General features: G+C 59.4%; 17 protein-coding genes. 11 read left to right on the top strand and 6 right to left on the bottom strand.

Annotated elements, in window-relative coordinates; all coding sequences use genetic code 11:
• Positions 1-40: 40 nt before the first annotated feature.
• The 4 genes from KDX39_RS12825 to KDX39_RS12810 all read left to right on the top strand — a co-directional run bounded on the left by KDX39_RS12825 (position 41) and on the right by KDX39_RS12810 (position 2,562).
• Complete coding sequence (locus tag KDX39_RS12825; RefSeq protein ID WP_099228986.1) at positions 41-361, top strand: hypothetical protein; 321 nt, start codon at positions 41-43, stop codon at positions 359-361.
• Between the two features lie 45 nt (positions 362-406).
• Positions 407-964, top strand: a complete 558-nt coding sequence (locus tag KDX39_RS12820; RefSeq protein WP_099228987.1) for a Smr/MutS family protein — start codon at positions 407-409, stop codon at positions 962-964.
• Positions 965-1,575: 611 nt separating this feature from the next.
• Positions 1,576-2,121 carry a GTP cyclohydrolase I FolE gene (folE, locus tag KDX39_RS12815; RefSeq protein WP_002552836.1) on the top strand — a complete coding sequence of 182 codons (546 nt, stop codon included), beginning with the start codon at positions 1,576-1,578 and terminating at the stop codon, positions 2,119-2,121.
• Between the two features lie 69 nt (positions 2,122-2,190).
• Complete coding sequence (locus tag KDX39_RS12810; RefSeq protein WP_180274364.1) at positions 2,191-2,562, top strand: glutaredoxin family protein; 372 nt, start codon at positions 2,191-2,193, stop codon at positions 2,560-2,562.
• Between the two features lie 19 nt (positions 2,563-2,581).
• Here KDX39_RS12810 and KDX39_RS12805 read toward each other — a convergent pair whose 3' ends face one another.
• The 3 genes from KDX39_RS12805 to KDX39_RS12795 all read right to left on the bottom strand — a co-directional run bounded on the left by KDX39_RS12805 (position 2,582) and on the right by KDX39_RS12795 (position 4,851).
• A complete protein-coding gene (locus KDX39_RS12805; protein ID WP_231660614.1) occupies positions 2,582-2,968 on the bottom strand; it encodes a lysozyme inhibitor LprI family protein in 387 nt (128 codons plus the stop codon).
• Positions 2,969-3,036: 68 nt separating this feature from the next.
• Positions 3,037-3,639 carry a glutathione S-transferase family protein gene (locus KDX39_RS12800; protein WP_231660613.1) on the bottom strand — a complete coding sequence of 201 codons (603 nt, stop codon included), beginning with the start codon at positions 3,637-3,639 and terminating at the stop codon, positions 3,037-3,039.
• Between the two features lie 45 nt (positions 3,640-3,684).
• Positions 3,685-4,851: an aminotransferase-like domain-containing protein gene (locus KDX39_RS12795; RefSeq protein WP_231660612.1), complete on the bottom strand. Its 1,167-nt coding sequence runs from the start codon at positions 4,849-4,851 to the stop codon at positions 3,685-3,687.
• A gap of 81 nt (positions 4,852-4,932) precedes the next feature.
• On the opposite strand from KDX39_RS12795, the gene KDX39_RS12790 reads away from it, so the two are divergent.
• Both KDX39_RS12790 and KDX39_RS12785 read left to right on the top strand, forming a co-directional pair.
• Entirely contained in the window at positions 4,933-5,403 is a 471-nt protein-coding gene (locus KDX39_RS12790; protein WP_210071614.1) for a MarR family winged helix-turn-helix transcriptional regulator, read from the top strand.
• A 124-nt stretch (positions 5,404-5,527) separates the two neighbouring features.
• A complete protein-coding gene (locus KDX39_RS12785) occupies positions 5,528-6,721 on the top strand; it encodes a benzoate/H(+) symporter BenE family transporter (RefSeq protein WP_231660611.1) in 1,194 nt (397 codons plus the stop codon).
• A 7-nt stretch (positions 6,722-6,728) separates the two neighbouring features.
• On the opposite strand, the gene KDX39_RS12780 is transcribed toward KDX39_RS12785, so the two are convergent.
• Complete coding sequence (locus tag KDX39_RS12780) at positions 6,729-7,664, bottom strand: S66 peptidase family protein (protein ID WP_231660610.1); 936 nt, start codon at positions 7,662-7,664, stop codon at positions 6,729-6,731.
• 227 nt (positions 7,665-7,891) lie between these two features.
• Here KDX39_RS12780 and KDX39_RS12775 point away from each other — a divergent pair, with 227 nt between their 5' ends.
• Entirely contained in the window at positions 7,892-8,902 is a 1,011-nt protein-coding gene (locus KDX39_RS12775) for an NADP-dependent oxidoreductase (RefSeq protein ID WP_231660609.1), read from the top strand.
• Between the two features lie 126 nt (positions 8,903-9,028).
• On the opposite strand, the gene pyrF is transcribed toward KDX39_RS12775, so the two are convergent.
• The gene (gene pyrF, locus KDX39_RS12770; RefSeq protein WP_231660746.1) at positions 9,029-9,727 is read right to left on the bottom strand and encodes an orotidine-5'-phosphate decarboxylase; all 699 of its coding nucleotides are present in this window, start codon (positions 9,725-9,727) and stop codon (positions 9,029-9,031) included.
• A 329-nt stretch (positions 9,728-10,056) separates the two neighbouring features.
• On the opposite strand from pyrF, the gene eat reads away from it, so the two are divergent.
• Entirely contained in the window at positions 10,057-11,421 is a 1,365-nt protein-coding gene (gene eat / locus KDX39_RS12765) for an ethanolamine permease (protein ID WP_184323208.1), read from the top strand.
• Between the two features lie 126 nt (positions 11,422-11,547).
• Complete coding sequence (locus tag KDX39_RS12760) at positions 11,548-11,715, top strand: DUF2897 family protein (RefSeq protein ID WP_003378661.1); 168 nt, start codon at positions 11,548-11,550, stop codon at positions 11,713-11,715.
• A 40-nt stretch (positions 11,716-11,755) separates the two neighbouring features.
• Here KDX39_RS12760 and KDX39_RS12755 read toward each other — a convergent pair whose 3' ends face one another.
• The gene (locus tag KDX39_RS12755) at positions 11,756-12,583 is read right to left on the bottom strand and encodes a substrate-binding periplasmic protein (RefSeq protein WP_184323310.1); all 828 of its coding nucleotides are present in this window, start codon (positions 12,581-12,583) and stop codon (positions 11,756-11,758) included.
• A 272-nt stretch (positions 12,584-12,855) separates the two neighbouring features.
• Here KDX39_RS12755 and KDX39_RS12750 point away from each other — a divergent pair, with 272 nt between their 5' ends.
• Entirely contained in the window at positions 12,856-13,398 is a 543-nt protein-coding gene (locus KDX39_RS12750) for an exonuclease domain-containing protein (RefSeq protein ID WP_231660608.1), read from the top strand.
• Positions 13,399-13,617: 219 nt separating this feature from the next.
• On the top strand, positions 13,618-13,899 hold the full coding sequence (gene ppnP, locus KDX39_RS12745) for a pyrimidine/purine nucleoside phosphorylase (protein ID WP_099229001.1): 282 nt from the start codon (positions 13,618-13,620) through the stop codon (positions 13,897-13,899).
• Positions 13,900-13,904 lie beyond the last annotated feature (5 nt).

Here is a 13,904-nt window from a genome sequence, read left to right as displayed (position 1 = left end):
TGTTCTGGTCAGAGCGCCGATAAACACTGAGGAAACCGGAATGAAGATATCCGATGGTTTCGACGCCCGCAGGCTGCGTCCCAAAGGGCGGAGTAACTGGCGGACACGAATCGGCAAGACGATTGCCTTCGTGTTTCTGGTATCCGGCGTGGCGCTGGCCCTGACCGGAGGGTCCAGTCTGATCCTGCATCCTCAGGCACTCGGCGATCTGAACGCCAATCCGGCGGGCGCTGCGGTGGTTGCCGTGGCCGGTCTGCTGGTGTTTTTCCTGGGCATGTGGCTGTGGCGCAGAAGCGGTCGCGGACCACGCAGCTCCGGTGGATTGAGCATGTCAGCCCACCTGATGAAAAAACACGAATGAGCGCTTCGTCTTCCCGGTTAAACTAGCCCCCTTCGCGGAGGCCCCATGCAAGACGACGATTTTTCCCTGTTCAGAAGCGAGACGCGTGGCGTCAAGCCCATCAAACACGAACACGCCGATGTCGGCAAACCCAGAACTGATCGAAAGTTGCTGGCCCGCCTGCGCCAGTCGGCGACCGTGCGCACCGATGCGGTGACAGTCGATGGCCTGTCAGATCAGTTCGTGATCGATGTCGGCCCTGAAGACGTGCTGAACTGGTCGCGCGACGGCGTTCAGGAAGGCCAGATGCGCAAGCTCAAGCTGGGGCAGATCAGCTTCGAAGGCACGCTGGATCTGCACGGCATGAACGTCGAGCTGGCCCGGGAAACACTGTGGGAATTTCTGGCCGAAGCCACGAAACTTGAAATTCGTTGCGTGCGTGTCACCCACGGCAAGGCCGTACGACTGGACGGCAAGCGCCCGATGATCAAAAGCCACGTCAACACCTGGCTGCGTCAGCATTCCCAGGTTCTGGGTTTCTGCTCATGCCTGGCCAGGCACGGCGGCGCGGGCGCGGTGTACGTGATGCTCAAGCGTACGATGATGGAAGGTCGCGACGAATAGCCGGGCAAACACCCGGCTGGCAGTTCAGTGCTTGCCTCCCCCCATTTGAGAGCACAGGCATTTTGGACCGCGGTTATCTCTGCCCCGTCATCAAAATACTTTTCACGACGATCAGCTCAGCGATAACGGCTGTTCCTTGTCGCCCTCTCCCGTTGATAGCCATCCCCATGGCGTACTGGCGATGGGAAAGTAAGGCGGCCTTTCGCCCTTGACCTTAGCGACCGCCACCAGGACCGAAGCCCGGACCACCGCCAGGCCCCTGGTGGTGACCGCCGCCTCCCCCGCCACCGCCATGTCCGCCCGGACCGGGCCAGAACGGCCAGCAGCCCGACATTGACGACAACACGACGGCGAACATCGCCACTTTTACCATTCGACTTAACATCCCGGATTCACTCTTTCAACGGACAGTATTTGAAAACCTGTCCATCAGACCGCGTCACCCAGGAAAAATGGGTAGCCAGTGCGTTGCCATCGAGTAAGCAAACCGATACAAAACGCCGTTTTGCAGCCCCGCCGTGCACCAGTCACTGCGCGTAAGTTACTATGTGCGCCTTGGCGAAGGGGTCATGCCTTCGCGTTTATCGAAACCCACACGGAAACACAGTCCTGTGACACTGGAACAGAATTACACCGCCATATTGGGGCAACTGGGCGAAGACGTCTCCCGCGAAGGCCTGCTCGACACACCGAAACGTGCCGCAAAGGCCATGCAGTACCTGTGTCGCGGTTATGCGCAGACCCTTGAAGAGGTGACCAACGGGGCGCTGTTCAGCTCCGATGCCAGCGAGATGGTCATGGTCAAGGACATCGAGCTGTATTCGCTGTGCGAGCACCACTTGCTGCCGTTCATTGGCAAGGCTCACGTCGCGTACATCCCGAATGGCAAGGTGCTGGGCCTTTCGAAAGTTGCACGCATCGTCGACATGTACGCTCGCCGCCTGCAGATCCAGGAAAACCTCAGCCGTCAGATCGCCGAGGCCATTCAGCAGGTTACGGGTGCGCTGGGTGTTGCGGTAGTCATCGAAGCCAAGCACATGTGCATGATGATGCGCGGCGTCGAGAAGCAGAACTCGGCCATGATCACTTCAGTGATGCTGGGTGAGTTCCGTGAAAACGCAGCGACCCGCAGCGAGTTTCTCAGCCTGATCAAGTGATCCCCGGCTGGCAGTCACGCGTTCCGGCGGGGCTGCTGCTCCATCCCCCTATCGCAAGAGGTTGTGATCGTGTTCATGAAAGCACTCAGGGTCGGTCTCGGCCAACTGGTCATCGGCATCGATTTCCTCACTCGCCCGAGCAAGAAGAAACGTGATCCGGCAGCCCAGGCTGCAGTGGACCAATCTGCGCAGAACCTGACGCTGTACCAGTTCCACGCCTGCCCTTTTTGTGTGAAAACCCGCCGCGCGCTGCGTCGCCTGAACGTTCCGGTCGCCTTGCGCGACGCAAAGAACAATGAGCTGGATCGCCAGACACTGCTCACCGAAGGCGGCAGGATCAAGGTGCCGTGCCTGCGCATCGAGGAAGGCGACAAGACGGTCTGGATGTATGAGTCCAACATCATCATCGACTATCTGGACAAGCGCTTCGGCGCAGTCTGAACCCGGCGCCCGCGCAATTTCAGCGCGGGCAACCGTCCTGCCGACAGGCCACGTAAGCGTTCAATTGCTTGATCCGTACCCTGGTCTGCTCGGCCAGACACCGGGTTTGAAGCAATGGCCAGATCGACCCTGAATCTTCGCGCCTGCCCACCTGATACAGGCAGTCGGCATCACGCATCGCGATCCACTTGCGCTGGGCGTCCTTGAGCGCCTGCTTCTTTGCCGGGCTTTTCAGCCAGTTCATCTGCGCGTTGTACTGCGTGTTCAGTTCGGCATCCAGAGCTGTCAATTCTTTGGCCGCGCACTGGTTCATGCTTGCCTGCGTGGCATCGCAGTCCTCGGCCTGGGCTGAACAGCCAACGCCCAGCGCCATCAGGGCGGCCAGGACAGTTATCGCGAAACGCATGGAAATGTTCCTTTTCTCGGTGTATCGGTTGACGGTTGTCGTGGACAAGCCCGCTCACTCAGTTGCAATCAATCCAGCATTCCCACGTATCCCGGCTGGACCTTGACCCGATCCAGCCACTTGCGGATGCCCGAATAAGGCGCCAGATCAAAGCCGCCCTGATGCGCTACATGGGTGTACGCGTAGAGCGCGATGTCGGCAATGGAGAAGTGCTCGCCCACCAGAAACGGCGTGCGATCCAGTTGCTGCTCCATCACGGCCAGCGCACGGTAGCCGGACTTCTGCATGGCGCGATACTCGACCATGCGCTCGGCAGGCAAGCCCAGATAGAACTGAATGAAGCGCGCAACCGCCACGGATGGCTCGTGACTGTATTGCTCGAAGAACTGCCACTGCAGGACCTGTGTACGCAGGCGTGGCTCGGTCGGCAGGTAAGCCGTGCCGTCGGCCAGGAAATTGAGAATCGCGTTGGACTCCCACAGGCACGTGCCGTCTTCAAGTTCCAGAACCGGGATCTTGCCGTTGGGATTCTTCGCCAGGAAGGCCGGCGTCTGGGTTTCACCGTTGAGGATATCGACCGGCACCCACTCGTACTGAATATTCAGCAAGTTGAGCATCAGCTTGATCTTGTAGCAGTTGCCCGAGTTGTAATCGCCATAAACCTTGTACATCGCCCTGCCCCTTCTATGACCGAAGTTCCTGCTGATCGAATCGATTCAGGCTGCCTTGAGATTCTGTGCCGCGCGCACGACAGACGCCAGTCGTTTCACACCTTCGTCCAGCCGGGATGGATCAATGTGACTGAAGTTGAGTCGCAGATGGCCATGATTGGCGTCAGGGTCGGCAAAGAACGGTTCGCCGGGCATGAAGGCGACGTCCTGCGCCAGCGCGGCATCCAGCAATGTGCGCGTATCCAGCGGCTGGCGCAGGGTCAGCCAGAAGAACAGGCCACCTTGTGGGCTGTTCCATTCAGCCAGATCGCTGAAGTGCTCCTGCAGCGCACGTTCGAACGCGTCCCGTCGGCTGCGATAGAACTCACGCAGCGTCATCAGGTGCTCACGATAGTGATCGGTGCCGATCCACTGCAGGGCCTGCCATTGCCCGAGGCGGTTGGTGTGAAGATCGGCCGACTGTTTGAGGCGCAGCAGGTGCGGGAAAAGATCAGGGCTGGCGATCAGATACCCCACGCGCAGGCCGGGCAGCAAAGTCTTGGAGACAGTCCCGGTATAGATCCAGCTGGACGTCTTCAACCGGCTGACGATGGGCCTGGCGCTGCCACCGTCGAAACTCAGCTCGCGGTAGGGTTCGTCCTCGATCAGGGTTACGCCGAATTCGTCGAGCAATGCCGCCACAGCTTCGCGACTGGCGCCGCTATAGCGCACGGCGGAAGGGTTCTGAAAGGTCGGGATCAGGTAAGCAAAGGCAGGCTTGTGCTGCTCCAGACGCTGGCGCATGGCAACAAGGTCAGGGCCATCAACCTGCAGAGGCACCGTAATGCAGTTAGCGCCAAAGAGCTGGAAGATCTGCAACGCAGCCAGATAGGTAGGCGCTTCCAGCAGGATTTCCGTGCCCTTGTCTATGTACAGCTTGGCGGCCAGGTCCAGCGTCTGCTGCGAGCCGCTGACCACCAGGACCTGACTGGCTTCGCACTGGATGCCCAACGTTCTGGCTTCCGCCGCCAGAGCCTCACGCAGCGCCGGCTCACCTTCGCTCATGCCGTACTGGCCCAGCGCGACAGGCATCTGCGCCCACTCGACCCTGGGCAACATGGACTCGGCAGGCAGGCCACCGGCGAACGACATGACTTCCGGACGCTGGGCAGCGGCAAGAATCTCACGGATCAGAGAACTTTTGAGGCGGGAAACGCGTTCGGAGAATGGCATGGCAATATCCCTGGCAGAGCCCAATATAAATGAGTCAAACTTGTTGACTTAAATTACGCTGCGCTACCCGGATACGTCAATATGCTTGACCTTAAAAATCCCGCCAATCAGCAACGCGCCATGGAAGCCTTTTTCTTTGGCTACCAGGCCTTCACTGCCAAGGCCGATGAAATGCTGGACAAACGCGGCTTCAGTCGCGTGCACCAGCGCATCGTGTTTTTCATCGCGCGCTATCCCGACTTGAGCGTCAAGGAGCTGCTCACCGTCCTGGGCGTCAGCAAACAGGCCCTCAACGCCCCGCTGCGGCAATTGATCGCCATGGATCTGGTGCACAGCGAGGCGCCCGAAAACGACAAGCGCAAGCGACTGCTCGCGCTGACCGAAGAAGGGATCAGATTTGAACAGGCGTTGCGCCGCGAACAGGTCAAACTGCTGCAACGCGTATTCGCCGACGCGGGCCAGGACGCAGTGGATGGCTGGATGACCGTCAATGAAGCGCTTGGCCAGACGCTGCAGTCCAGCGCTCGCCCCGCCCATTCGGACACCGAGTGATTCAGGTCGTCTGATTACCGAAATAACTGTTCCGGCGATTGCCTATGCCGCTGTACCGCACGCCTGTCAGGCGATCCGTATAGGCTGTGCGCCTTTTGCTGCCTGCCGTTCAAGGAAGACCCGCATGAACCCTCACCTGAAGCTGCCTCTGCGTCCTTTGGCAGACTCATCGCCCTCCTCCGTTGTGGCAGGCTTCATCGCCATGATGACTGGCTGCACCAGTTCGCTGGTGCTGATGTTTCAGGCGGGTCAGGCAGCAGCGCTGACCAGCGTGCAGATTTCATCATGGCTGTGGGCCTTGTTCATGGGTATGGCGGTGTGCAGCATCGGCCTTTCGCTGCGTTATCGCGCTCCAGTCACTGTTGCCTGGTCAACGCCCGGGGCCGCACTGCTGATCACCAGTCTGGGTGGCGTGACGTACCCACAAGCGATCGGCGCGTTCATCACGTGCGCCATTCTGGTCACGTTGTGCGGTCTGACCGGCAGTTTCGAACGCATGGTCAAACGCCTGCCCGCCTCGCTTGCTGCGGCGCTGTTGGCAGGCATTCTGTTCAGGATCGGCAGCGAGATTTTCATCGCAGTGCAGCATCGTACCGGTCTGGTAATCGGCATGTTTCTGACCTATCTGGTCATCAAACGCCTTTCTCCCCGCTATTCGGTGCTGGCGGCACTGCTGGCAGGTGTCGTCTTGTCGTACCTGCTCGGATTGCTCGATTTTGATGGGCTGACACTGGAAGTGGCTTTGCCGGTCTGGACGAATCCCGAATTTTCACTGGCGGCAACCATCAGCATCGGCATCCCGTTGTTCGTGGTGGCCATGACGTCACAGAACATGCCGGGGATTGCGGTACTGCGAGCCGATGGTTATCAGACGCCTGCCTCGCCACTGATCTCCGTGACGGGTATCGCCTCGTTGCTGACCGCGCCGTTCGGTGCCCACGGCGTCAATCTGGCGGCCATCAGCGCAGCGATCTGCACAGGCCCGCATGCCCACGAAGATCGGGACAAGCGCTATACGGCCGCGATCTGGTGCGGGATTTTCTACGCAGTGGCGGGCGTGTTCGGTGCTACGCTGGCCGCGCTCTTCAGCGCCTTTCCCAAAGAACTGGTGCTGTCGATTGCAGCACTGGCGCTGTTTGGCTCGATCATCAACGGCCTGACGGTCGCAATGGCCGAGCCCGGCGAACGTGAACCGGCGTTGATCACTTTCATGGTGACGGCATCCGGGCTGACGCTGTTTTCCATCGGTTCAGCGTTCTGGGGCATTGTGGCGGGTGTGCTGACGCTGCTGATTCTAAGTCCACGCCGGGCAGCTTGAAGCAGGCTCAATCGCGAGCAGCTGCCGCCACCAGCAGCGTACCGGCATCGGCGTCCAGAACGGCCTGTGTTCCCAGAGGTACGGCGTGATTGGCATCCCCGTGCCCCACAGGCAGCCCACCCAGCACAGGGATACCCAGACTGTTCAGGCGTTCTGCCAACACATGGGCCGGACTGATCGTGCCTCCCGTGTTGGGTGCAGGGCTGAACTCACCGAGCGCGATACCTGCCAGACGCTCGAGAATCCCGCAGTTACCCAGATGAGTAAGCATCCGATCGACCCGATACGCGGCCTCGCTCACCTCTTCGAGCAACAGAATCGCGCCTGTCAGATCAGGCATGAACGGCGTGCCAACCGATGTGCTCAACATGCACAGATTCCCGCCCAGCAGCACACCCTGCGCCGTTCCGCCGGTTCGCACGCTGGCATTTGGCGCGGCAGGATCAGCCTTGAGCAGCACAGGTTCGGTGCTCATCAACACGTGGCGCATGCCGCTCGCAAACAGCCCGCCGCGTTCCAGCTGGGTGGCGACCGGACCGTGAATGCTCGCCAGACGTGCATGACTCCAGAGCGCGCCGTGCAAGGCGGTGATGTCAGAGAAACCGGTGACCAGCTTCGGATCACGGCGTACCGCATCCATATTCACCTGGCGAACGATCCGCTGCATGCCGTAACCGCCACGATTGCAGATCACGGCTCTGATTTCAGGATCAGCCAGCGCGGCATTGAGGTCGGCAAGGCGCTCTTCGTCAGTGCCGGAATAAAACGAATATTGACCCAGTGCATGAGGATAGACCCGCGGGCGTAGACCCCAACTCTTGAGAACCTCGACCGCCGATTCGATTTTGCGCGGGTCAACGGGTCCGGCCGGAGACACCAGTGCGACGGCGTCGCCTGCACGCAGAACCGTGGGGTGAAGGGTGTTCGAGTTTGTCGAGGACATACCAGTGATCCGTACTTCAATGAACGGCCAATGTAGAGCACTCGCCTGGCCGACTCAAGGCGCAGCCACGTGCTCTGGGACAGCAACGTGTATCAATTTGAACGCAGCCGCCCACAGGGACTCCTATCAACCATATGGATCAGGCGGCATTCGCTCAACGACCGCCGCTTGCCTCAGTTACCGTCCGAGGCTTGAATCCCTTTTTGACTCTATTAGGAGGCCCTGCCATGACTGATCTTTCCAATCGCCAATTCCTGCTCGCCAAACGACCTTCCGGTGCCGTGCGCCGGGATGATTTCACTTACCAGGAAGTCCCTGTCCCGGCACTGGCAGACGGCCAGATTCTGCTGAGAAACAAATACCTGTCGCTGGACCCTGCCATGCGTGGCTGGATGAACGAGGGCAAGTCCTACATCCCGCCCGTTCAGCTTGGCGAAGTGATGCGCGCACTGGGTGTGGGCGAGGTCATCGAGTCCAGGAACCCGAAATTTGCCAAGGGTGATCATGTGCAGGGCGCCATCGGCGTTCAGGATTACTTCGTCGGCGAGCCCAAGGGCTTCTACAAGGTCGACACCAATCTCGCACCACTGCCGCTGTACCTCTCGGCGCTGGGCATGACCGGCATGACCGCTTACTTTGCGCTGCTGGACGTCGGTCTGCCGAAGAGTGGCGACACCGTTGTGATTTCAGGCGCAGCCGGGGCCGTGGGCAGCATTGCCGGGCAGATTGCCAAGCTCAAGGGCTGCCGCGTGATCGGGATTGCCGGAGGCAAGGAAAAATGCAGCCTGCTGACCGAAGAACTGGGGTTCGATGCCTCCATCGACTACAAGGCGGAGAGCGACATTCACAAAGCGTTGAAACGTGAATGCCCGGATGGCGTGAACGTTTACTTCGACAACGTCGGCGGTGACATTCTGGATGCAGTGCTCAGCCAACTGGCCGTTGGCGCGCGCGTCGTGATCTGTGGCGCAATCAGTCAGTACAACAGCACCACGGCCGTCAAAGGCCCGGCCAACTACCTGTCGCTGCTGGTCAACCGTGCCCGGATGGAAGGCTTCGTGGTCCTGGACCACGCTGCCCGCTTCGGCGAAGCCGGCAAGGAACTGGCGGGTTGGGTCAAGGAAGGCAAGATCAAGAGCAAGGAGCACATCGAGGAAGGTCTCGAAACCTTCCCTGAAACCCTGCTCAAGCTGTTCAGCGGCGAGAACTTCGGCAAGTTGATGCTGAAGGTGGATTGACGTCATCCGGGTCAGATGAGCGTGCCAACGCCCGGCATTGGCACGCAGCGTCCCGTTGAGTCACGCCACGCCGAGCAGCCATCTTTGTATACAGGTCTTGCTGCAACCCACTGGGTTTGTCGCCCGTTATGCCAGTTCGGCAACCACCGCTGCCAGCGCCTTGGCCGGATCGGCTGCCTGGCTGATCGGACGGCCAATCACCAGGTAGTCCGAACCTGCGTCCAGTGCCTGACGCGGGGTCAGGATACGGCGTTGATCGTCCAGCGCGCTGCCTGCCGGGCGAATGCCGGGCGTCACCAGTTGCAATGACGGGTGAGCAGTCTTCAGGGCCTGCGCTTCAAGCGCTGAACACACCAGACCGTCCATACCCGCCTTTTCCGCCAGCGCCGCCAGACGCAGCACCTGCACCTGCGGATCGATATCCAGCCCGATACCGGCCAAATCCTCGCGTTCCATGCTGGTCAATACCGTGACGCCGATCAACAGCGGCTGCGGGCCACTGCGTTGGTCCAGGACTTCACGGCACGCAGCCATCATCCGCAAGCCACCCGAACAGTGAACATTGACCATCCAGACGCCCATCTCTGCTGCGGCTTTGACAGCCATCGCAGTGGTGTTGGGAATGTCATGGAATTTGAGATCAAGGAACACTTCGAAACCCTTGTCACGCAGCGTTTCGACGATGTCCGACGCACAGCTGGTAAACAGTTCCTTGCCAACCTTGACCCGGCACAGCTTGGGGTCGAGCTGATCAGCCAGACGCAGGGCGGCTTCTCGGGTCGGGAAATCCAGGGCGACGATAACGGGAGTCTGGCAGGCGGACATGGGCGGGTTCTCAGGTAAGTCGAAATCGGCGCGCATTGTAGCCGAACCTGCGGATGGACGGGACCCGTAGATCGGTATTTGCAACGCGTATGGTCTCCATTTCAGACGTCAGCTCGATTGCCGTGAAAACCACCTGCGAACCGCACTTGCAGAGAACACCCATAGACCGGCACGCACCAAAGCCGCACATCTACCTGAAACGATTCATCGATCCGTTCTGCAAACGACCTCTTTTGAAGCAATACGACGGTTTGTCGTGCACTGGCACGGCCTCTGCAAGTCCCTGCAACAAAATGTTTCGACGAATTTCGAACCTCAGGGAGATAACAATGAGCACTCAACTCAAGCCAACGCTGGGCACACTGCATTTATGGGGGATCGCTGTCGGGCTGGTGATCTCCGGCGAATACTTCGGCTGGAGCTACGGTTGGGGTGTGGCAGGCACCCTGGGGTTTCTGGTAACAGCGCTGATGGTTGCGACCATGTACACCTGCTTCATCTTCAGTTTCACCGAACTGACCACCGCCATTCCCCACGCTGGCGGACCGTTTGCCTACAGCCGTCGCGCGTTCGGAGAGAAAGGCGGCCTGATCGCCGGCATGGCAACGTTGATCGAATTCGTGTTCGCACCACCGGCCATTGCACTGGCGATCGGTGCGTACCTCAACGTGCAGTATCCCGGGCTTGATCCCAAGCATGCCGCAGTCGGTGCCTATATTGTGTTCATGGCCCTCAATATCATGGGCGTGAAGCTGGCGGCGACCTTCGAACTGGTGGTGTGCATTCTTGCCGTGGCCGAGCTGCTGGTGTTCATGGGTGTGGTCGCGCCCGCCTTCAGCTTCAGCAACTTCGCCCTGAACGGCTGGGCGGGTTCGCAGACATTCGGCCCGGAGGCTATCGCGGGCATGTTCGCAGCCATTCCGTTCGCCATCTGGTTTTTCCTGGCCATCGAAGGCGCAGCCATGGCGGCCGAGGAAGCGAAAGATCCGAAGCGCACCATTCCAAAGGCCTACATCAGCGGCATCCTGACGCTGGTGACCCTGGCACTGGGCGTGATGCTGTTTGCAGGCGGCGTGGGCGACTGGCGCACCCTGTCCAACATCAATGACCCGCTGCCGCAGGCAATGAAGGCCGTGGTCGGCGACAGCTCCGGCTGGCTGCACATGCTGGTGTGGATCGGACTGTTCGGTCTGGTCGCCAGCTTTCACGGGATCATTCTGGGCTACTCGCGTCAATTCTTCGCCCTCGCCCGCGCCGGCTATCTTCCGGCGTCGCTGGCCAAACTGTCGCGCTTCCAGACGCCGCACCGGGCAATCATCGCCGGTGGCCTGATCGGGATCGCCGCCATCTACAGCGACGGACTGATCAACCTGGGCGGCATGACACTGACCGCTGCGATGATCACCATGGCGGTATTCGGTGCCATCGTGATGTACATCATGAGCATGCTCAGCCTGTTCAAGCTGCGCAAGGCCGAGCCATTACTCGAGCGCTCGTTCCGTGCACCCGGCTACCCTGTGGTTCCAGGCATTGCACTGGCCCTGGCGGTGGTGTGCCTGATCGCAATGGCCTGGTTCAACATGCTGATCGGCCTGATCTTTCTCGGCCTGATGGCGATCGGTTTCATCTACTTCAGCCTGACCGCCAAGTCCCGCGCCGATGCACCTGCCGACGCCATGCTGACCGGCCTCTGACGTTACCCTTGCGCAAACCCATGAGGCCGCACGCGAATTGATCGCGCGCGGCCTCTGCATGACGCTTACACTTGAACCAATGGGCTGCACCGCAGCTCAAACCGGTATCACAAGAAGGAGAGCGTTATGCCCTGGTATGCCTGGTTAATTCTGTTGGTTGCAATCGGCTCGATCGTAGGTGGCCTGATGATGTTGCGCGACACGGCGAAAAAGCTGCCGTTGACCGAAGAACAACTCAAGCGTGTCCATGAGCGCAATGCCGAAATGGACGCCAAGGACGCCAAGGACCGCTGACCCTCAGGGTTGAAAGGCGCTTGAGCCCGTCAGCCCTGCTTCATTCCAGAACGACCCCGGCCTGCATCGGCAAGACCTTGATGTTCAACGGCCTGAAGATAATGTCCAACTCCCCGTCCTCACGCAGCTTCTGCAACAGCTCACTGAAGCGCACGCCGTTTATGGCGCCATGCGGACGCATGAGTGCGTACTGCCGGTAAACCTGGTCGACACGTTCAGAGACGAGCAATTGTGAGGCCTCGTCCTTGTTGTGCGACATGAAATCGATAAGGTAGGAGCGCGTGACGGGCGCGATGTCGGCACGTCCACGTAGCACCATCAGCAGATTGCTGTCGTGGGAATAGGTGGACGTGATGTTGAAATGCTCAGCCAGGTATTTCTGATCGGCATTGAAGTTGGCGAACCCGTAGTGATACCCACTGAAGATCGCCAGACGCTTGTCATGCAAGTCATTGAAATAGTCCTGCTGACGCCCTTCGGCTCGGCGGGCCACGTAGACTTCAGCATCCTCAAGACCAAGGTCCACGGTCTCGTGAGCGATCTCCTTCCAGCCCCAGTCAGGATTTTCAAAGATCGCGATGTCGAAACGCCCTTCCGAAAAGTCTCTGAACCTGCGCGGCACCGAGGTGGGCACCATGATGAACTGATAATCGTCCTGCTCGGCATTCAAGGCTTTCACCAACTGCGGCAGAAGACCCGCGTCCTCGCCTTTTTCGGGGCGGACCATGTAGGGCGGGAAATGCACCGCAGCAACGCGAACGATCTGAACGGCGGCAGCCTGCGATGCAGCCAGCAGCGATGCCACCAGAAGCGTTCCCACCACTGCCCTGCGCGCAAACAGCTCGATTATCACTGCATGTTTCTTCATAAAAACGACATCGATTAAAACCGCACAAGCTATGCGGTTTCGTCGCGTTAAACAACTGCATAAATCAGCGAACAAGTATCGATTCAGTAGAGTGCTTCCCGGGAGTTCTTCAGACTTACGAAAAACGCACGAATAACGGCTGTCAGGGTCGATGCAAGAGTGAGGTGCGCATCAAGAAGCGTCCACATGATTGCCGGCTGACGAGAGCACCGGGCACAGCCGTCCGTAAATGGCTACGCTCAACCTGACGCATACTGACGGGAGCATTGATAATGCCGCATTGGCTGGTGATTGATCTTGAGGCAACCACTGAAGAAGGGGGTTGGCCCGTCATGGAAATGGAAGTCATCGAAATAGGCGCGACGCTGGTCAATCAGGACGGCCGGGAACTGGATCACTTCGAGCGCTTTGTGCGCCCGATACGCAGGCCTGTGCTGACTCATTTCTGCCGTGAATTGACGCACATCAGCCAGAACAATATCGACGGTGCAGCCACATTCCCCATTGTGTGGCCGCTGTTCGAGCGCTGGCTGAGTCATCACCGTGCCCGGATGGTGGGTTGGGCGAGCTGGGGCGATTACGACCGCAAGCAACTGGAGGAACAATGGCGTCAGCACGACATGACCAGCGCCTTGTCCGACATGCCCTACGTCAATCTCAAACAACGCTTTGCCCAGGCTCGCCAGTTGCAACGCCCGGTCGGGCTCAACAGTGCATTGCAACTGGCCGGGATGCAATTCACAGGGCAACAGCATCGCGCGCTGGTGGACGCCCGCAACACGGCCAGGCTGCTGCCATTGATTCTGCCCAACTGAAAAACGGTGCTCCCTGATGATGAACGATTATGCGGTTCTTCCGATATGCCGCGTCGACAGCATCGACGGAAAGCTGCCTCCCACGGTCCGGTGTCTGCCGCAAGACGCCGCGAACTACCGTCAGTCACTTGGTATTAAGCCCTTGGTATTAAAAGTGACGGCATTTCGCCCATTGGGCATACTGGCGAGCCTTTTTAACCCTTTCATAAGGAATCGCCCATGTTCAAGGTTAACGAGTACTTCGACGGCACCGTCAAATCCATCGCTTTCAGCCAGGCTGAAGGTCAGGCAACCATCGGCGTGATGGCTGCGGGCGAATACGAGTTCGGAACGGCGCAAAAAGAAATCATGCACGTGCTTTCGGGCGAGCTGAGCGTGAAGCTCCCTGACAGCACCGACTGGGAAACCTTTGCCACCGGCAGTCAGTTCGACGTCCCCGCCAACAGCAAATTCCAGCTCAAGGTCAGTGTCGACACTGCCTACCTGTGCGAGTATCGCTGACGGAC

Source organism: Pseudomonas sp. CDFA 610 (genome assembly GCF_021147865.1).
Taxonomy (GTDB): domain Bacteria; phylum Pseudomonadota; class Gammaproteobacteria; order Pseudomonadales; family Pseudomonadaceae; genus Aquipseudomonas; species Aquipseudomonas alliivorans.
The sequence above is the reverse complement of the archived record's forward strand: the minus strand, read 5'-3'. Positions and strand labels throughout refer to the sequence as shown.

Coding starts and splice junctions, on each gene's coding strand:
- KDX39_RS12775 (WP_231660609.1), top strand. CDS start 7,892: ATGACTGATCTTTCCAATCGCCAATTCCTGCTCGCCAAACGACCTTCC.
- KDX39_RS12795 (WP_231660612.1), bottom strand. CDS start 4,851: ATGCCATTCTCCGAACGCGTTTCCCGCCTCAAAAGTTCTCTGATCCGT.
- KDX39_RS12755 (WP_184323310.1), bottom strand. CDS start 12,583: ATGAAGAAACATGCAGTGATAATCGAGCTGTTTGCGCGCAGGGCAGTG.
- KDX39_RS12785 (WP_231660611.1), top strand. CDS start 5,528: ATGAACCCTCACCTGAAGCTGCCTCTGCGTCCTTTGGCAGACTCATCG.
- KDX39_RS12805 (WP_231660614.1), bottom strand. CDS start 2,968: ATGCGTTTCGCGATAACTGTCCTGGCCGCCCTGATGGCGCTGGGCGTT.
- KDX39_RS12780 (WP_231660610.1), bottom strand. CDS start 7,664: ATGTCCTCGACAAACTCGAACACCCTTCACCCCACGGTTCTGCGTGCA.
- KDX39_RS12825 (WP_099228986.1), top strand. CDS start 41: ATGAAGATATCCGATGGTTTCGACGCCCGCAGGCTGCGTCCCAAAGGG.
- eat (WP_184323208.1), top strand. CDS start 10,057: ATGAGCACTCAACTCAAGCCAACGCTGGGCACACTGCATTTATGGGGG.
- KDX39_RS12820 (WP_099228987.1), top strand. CDS start 407: ATGCAAGACGACGATTTTTCCCTGTTCAGAAGCGAGACGCGTGGCGTC.
- KDX39_RS12800 (WP_231660613.1), bottom strand. CDS start 3,639: ATGTACAAGGTTTATGGCGATTACAACTCGGGCAACTGCTACAAGATC.
- pyrF (WP_231660746.1), bottom strand. CDS start 9,727: ATGTCCGCCTGCCAGACTCCCGTTATCGTCGCCCTGGATTTCCCGACC.
- KDX39_RS12790 (WP_210071614.1), top strand. CDS start 4,933: ATGCTTGACCTTAAAAATCCCGCCAATCAGCAACGCGCCATGGAAGCC.
- KDX39_RS12760 (WP_003378661.1), top strand. CDS start 11,548: ATGCCCTGGTATGCCTGGTTAATTCTGTTGGTTGCAATCGGCTCGATC.
- KDX39_RS12750 (WP_231660608.1), top strand. CDS start 12,856: ATGCCGCATTGGCTGGTGATTGATCTTGAGGCAACCACTGAAGAAGGG.
- ppnP (WP_099229001.1), top strand. CDS start 13,618: ATGTTCAAGGTTAACGAGTACTTCGACGGCACCGTCAAATCCATCGCT.